This window comes from Sphingomonas ginsenosidimutans, assembly GCF_002374835.1.
Lineage (GTDB): Bacteria > Pseudomonadota > Alphaproteobacteria > Sphingomonadales > Sphingomonadaceae > Sphingomonas > Sphingomonas ginsenosidimutans.
Map to the genome: position 1 here is coordinate 1 of NZ_NWVD01000030.1, position 4784 is coordinate 4784.

The window sequence follows — 4784 nt, forward strand, 5'->3', positions numbered from 1 at the left end:
TCTGAACAGCCGTCTTGGAACGGAGCTTGTGTCGATTTTCTGTTGCCGTGCTATGCAAAACCCAACCGGTATGCGGTCCGGCAACCAGATCAGCGCCTGACCCTGGCCCTCGACTTACTTGACGCGTGAATCAGGAAGGTTCCCTCATCCCAACCCGTCATCGAGGCTGGACCCTGAGGGTGGGAACGCGGCATCAAACTGTTTCGTTCCAGCTTGCGTAAAGGTGATCGCCCGCGAGTTATCGTGTGCCAGAACCCAGTTTTGCGCGATCAGCAGATCGAGAAAGGCTTTGCCAAGGTTGCCGACAAGATGGGTCTTGCGTTCGCTACAGTCGAGGCATTCCCGGCAGAGCGGGGGCGGCGGGCCGAAAGCCTGGAAAGGTCGATACCCAGACTTTCAGAAAAGGCGCGGCCGTGTGGCGACAGCGACAGCCCGGTGTTCGTCACGATCAGGTAGTCGCGTTGGGTCAGGCTCTCGTCCAGCTGGACACCCGCCGCCCCGGCAAGGTGATTGTAGCACCGCCTTGCCACCCTGGGGGTTTCGTCGCGGGGGCCGATGCGCGTGCGAACGTGACCACGTTCCGCGACAAGGCCCATCAGCGCTTCAAGGACAGCCGCTACCCCCGGCGGAGCCAGTTGGAAGTAGCAGTGGCGCCCCTGCTCGCGCGCCATGACAAGGTTGCCGTTTTGCAACTTTACCAGATGGGCGCTGGTTGTTTGCAGAGTCAGGCCGGCTTCGCGCGCCAGTTCCGACACCGTCAAAGCCTTGCCGTGAGGCGTTATCGCTGTCCGCTTATGCCGGAGGTGACTGAGTTCAAAGCTCGATACTCACGCTAAAACCTGGGCGCGCAGCAATGGTCGCTTTGCCAGAATGGGCGGCGACGATTGCCGCAACCATGGCCAGCCCCAGACCGTGCCCCGGCGTTGATCGACTGCGATCGACTCGTGCGAAGCGATTGAAGAGTTTAGGCGCCTCACTCTCGCTCACTCCCGGACCATCATCAGTGACGGCGAGGCGAATGCCATTATGGGTGCCGTCGATGGCGATGCGGACCGTCGTTCCCTTCGGCGTATGTTGAGAGGCATTGTCCAGCAGGTTTGTGAGCATCTGTTGCAGCAGCCTGCGATCGCCGGGCAGGGTCAGGTTGGGTTCAATGCTAGTGACAAGCTGGTGGCCGCTATTCTCCATGGAGGGTCGGAACGCCTCCGCCACGTCGGCCACCACCAAGCTAAGGTTCACCGGCTGGAAGTGCGCACGGGCGGCCATGCCTTCGACCTCCGCAATCCGCAGCAAAGCAGAAAAGACCTCAAGCAACTCACCTGCTTCCCCGGCGGCAGCCTCGATGGCCTCGCGTTGCAACTCCGGGTTGCGCTCGCGCAAGGCCTCGTCGAGCCGGTTTTGCAGCCGCGTGAGCGGCGTGCGCAGGTCGTGGGCAACATCGCTGGATACCTGGCGCAGGTTCTCCATCAGCCCGACGATGCGGTCGAGCATCCGGTTGAGCGTCGTGGCCACGCCATCAAACTCGTCGCCGCTTCCGGTCAGGGGCACGCGCCGAGACAGATCGCCGGCGATGATCGCAGCAGCCGTGTGATCGATGCGGGCAAGGCGGCGGCGTGTGACGATACCGACCAGCCAAGCGGCACCGACGCCGAGCAATAGCATCGCCCCGAAGGCACCCAGGAACAGCACGATAAAGCGGTTGTCCATTTCGTCGATGGCGGCGCGATCCGCTCCAACAAGCAGCCGGTAGCCACCCGGGAGGACCGTGGTCAGCGATTGCGCGATCCGCTCCTCGCCGTCCACCTTGTAAGGCAGCAGTTCGACATAGCCGGGCTTTGGTGGGACAGTCGTATCGAGCGACCCCGCTACGGGTCTGTTTTGGGAATCAACGAGCCGATAGCCCAAGCTCGCCGTGCTCCTTGCCGCCTCGCGCCGACGGATGGCGGCAGCCACGCCCTCATGCCCGTCCTGCCCTTCGTCAATCAGCGTCTGCGTTTCGATGGCGATGCGATGATCGAGTTGCAGTTCGAGCGCCTCATGGGTGGTTTCGAACACCACAGCCCCGATCACCAGCGTCGCCAGCGCAAAGCCGAGAGCGACCGCAGCCACCAGGCCGAACGTGCCGCGCCACCAGCGTTTCATCCGCCGTCCCTGACGAGATAGCCCGCGCCCCGCACGGTTTCGATCGGGTCGCTGTCGAACCCGGCGTTGAGCTTGGATCGCAATCGGCTGAGATGGGTTTCGACGATATTGGTCTTGGGGTCGAAGTCGAAATCCCACACCCGTTCGAGCAGCATGGTGCGGGTCATGATGCGGCCCGGGTTGCGCATCAGTTCGGCCAGAAGCGTGAACTCGCGGGGCTGGAGCGCAATCTTGCGGCCTGCACGCGTGACGGTGCGGCGGTGCAGATCGAGCACGATGTCGCCTGCCGTCAGCCGCGCGGGCTCCGCTGCGGCTGAAGGCCGACGCCCCAGCGCATGAAGGCGGGCCGCCAGCTCGGTAAAGGCGAAGGGTTTCACCAGATAATCGTCCGCCCCGGCTTCGAGCCCTTCGACCCGGTCGGCAATCCCGCTGACCGCCGTGAGCATCAGCACCGGGGTCATGTTTCCGGCAGCGCGCAGGGCCTTGACCAGCGCGAGGCCATCCAGCCCGGGCAGCATCCGATCGACCACCATGGCATCAAAGCCGCCATCGGTTGCATGGAACAGCCCGTCGCGGCCGTCGCCGCTGGTCACGACCTGATGGCCCAGTTCGGCAAGGCCGCGGGCGATGAACTGGTTGGTATCGGTATCGTCCTCGACGATCAGGATTCTCATGCGATCATTCTAGCGGCTCACCGCCGCTGCGCCAGCCACCGCCAAGCGCGCGGAACAGCGCCACTTGCGCCTGTGCTACCGCGAGTTCGGATTGCGCGAGCGATAGTTCGGCCTGCGCCAGCGTGCGATCGGCGTCAATCCGCAAGAGCGGTGCCGCATCGCCGAGTCGGACGCGAGCCTCGGCGCGTCGGGCATAGAGGCGTCCTTCATCGCGGGCCTCGGTCAGTGCCCGGTTGCGGCGCACTTCGGCATCGTAGGCCGCAAGCGCCGTCTCCACATCGCGCAGCGCGCGGAGGACCGCAACGTCCCATCCGGCCAGCGCTGCCCGCTCGGTCGCCTCCGCCTGTTCGATCCGCGCGCGGCCCGGGGCCTGATTGGGAAACGCCCAGCTCACCAGCGGCGAGCCCGTTGCAACTAGGCCCCCACTCAACAGGCCCAGCGCCCCGCCAAGGTTGATGCGGGGATAGAGATCGGCACGCGCCACGCCGATCCGCGCTGTGGCGGCAGCAAGGCGGCGTTCGGCTTCACGGATGTCAGGGCGGCGCAGCAGCAGCGCGGTTCCATCGCCGACCGGAGCCGCAGTGCGAAGTTTCGGCGGCGCGGTGCAAGTCACGGGGTTGCTGCGCGCCTCTCCCGCCGGACGACCTGCCAGCGTGGCGAGGCGGTAGCGCGCATTGGCCTGCGCTGCTTCCAGCGGTGCGATGGTCGCCTTAGTCGTGGCGACAAGGTTGGCTGCCTGCGAGACTTCCAACGGGGAGACCTCGCCTGCCGCCAGTTGGCTGCGGGTGATTGTCAGCGCACGGTTCTGAAGCATGACCTGTTCTTGCGCGACGGCAAGGCTGCGGGTTGCGCCGCACAGATCGACATAGGCCAGAACCGTATCGGCGACGACCGCGACCTTTACCCCATCGAGCGCAGCAGCCTGTGCTTCTGCATCGGCGCGGGCGGCCAGAGCTCCCGAACGGAGTCGTCCGAACAGGTCCGCATCCCAGCTTGCGGTTATTGCCAAATCGTAGTCGGTCGTCGGCACATTGCCCGATGCGCTGGGCTGATTGGCGGGATTGTCGATGCCGAGACTGCTCTCGATCGTTGTCTGGGGCAGCCGGGCGGCTTGCGCCTGACGCAGCGCCGCGCGCGCGCCGTCGAGATTGGCATAGGCCACCCTGAGATCGGCGTTAGCGGCAAGGCTGGCTTCGACCAAGCGGTCAAGCACAGGATCATCATAAAGCCGCCACCAACCATCGGGCACCGGCTCGATCGAGGCGACCGGGAGGCTCGCAAAAGGCCCAGCAGCCAGCGCGCGATCGACCCTTGTTGCCGCAGGCGGGGACGTGGTCGCGCAGGCGGTCATCATCAGCGCCGCGACGGGGACAAAGCGCTTCATGCTACCGCCTCCGCCAGTTCGGGCTCGCGCTCCGGGCGCTCCTTGCCGAAGCGGGCATAGAGCGCGGGCATCAGGAACAGGTTGAGTGCGGTCGACGAGATCAGACCGCCGAGGATGACGATCGCCATCGGATGCTCAATCTCGTGACCCGGCTTGTCGCCCGCGATCACCAGCGGCACCAGCGCAAGCCCGGCGCACAGCGCGGTCATCAAGATCGGCACCAGACGCTCCTGCGCGCCGCGAAGGATCAGGGCGGGGCCGAACGCCTCGCCCTCGAACCGCCGCAGATGATCGTAGTGCGAGAGCAGCATGATCCCGTTCCGCGCCGAAATCCCGATCACGGTTACAAAGCCAACCAGCGATCCCAGCGACAGAACCCCGCCAGTGAGCGCGACCCCGATGACGCCGCCGACCAGCGCGAAGGGCAGGCTGAGGCCGACCAGTGCGGTGATCCGGGCAGAGCGGAACTCGAGCCAGACGAGCAGCAGGATGCCCACGAGGCAGGCAAGGCCCACCGTCCAGAGCCGTTCGCGCGATTCCTTGAGCGCGGCATACTCGCCGAGGATTTCAGGGTGGTAGCCGGT

At 65.3% G+C, this 4784-nt stretch carries 5 protein-coding genes; all 5 read right to left on the bottom strand.

Annotated elements, in window-relative coordinates; all coding sequences use genetic code 11:
* Positions 1-269 precede the first annotated feature (269 nt).
* A complete protein-coding gene (locus COA17_RS19195) occupies positions 270-755 on the bottom strand; it encodes an ArsR/SmtB family transcription factor (protein WP_084276693.1) in 486 nt (161 codons plus the stop codon).
* Between the two features lie 58 nt (positions 756-813).
* Entirely contained in the window at positions 814-2142 is a 1329-nt protein-coding gene (locus COA17_RS18315; protein WP_084276692.1) for a sensor histidine kinase, read from the bottom strand.
* Positions 2139-2816 carry a response regulator transcription factor gene (locus tag COA17_RS18320; RefSeq protein WP_084276691.1) on the bottom strand — a complete coding sequence of 226 codons (678 nt, stop codon included), beginning with the start codon at positions 2814-2816 and terminating at the stop codon, positions 2139-2141. Before COA17_RS18320 ends, COA17_RS18315 begins: the two co-directional genes overlap by 4 nt.
* A 4-nt stretch (positions 2817-2820) precedes the next feature.
* On the bottom strand, positions 2821-4200 hold the full coding sequence (locus COA17_RS18325; protein ID WP_084276690.1) for an efflux transporter outer membrane subunit: 1380 nt from the start codon (positions 4198-4200) through the stop codon (positions 2821-2823).
* Positions 4197-4784, bottom strand: a 588-nt coding sequence (locus COA17_RS18330) for an efflux RND transporter permease subunit (protein ID WP_141397136.1), incomplete at its 5' end; no start/stop codon positions are given. The genes COA17_RS18325 and COA17_RS18330, both read right to left, overlap by 4 nt.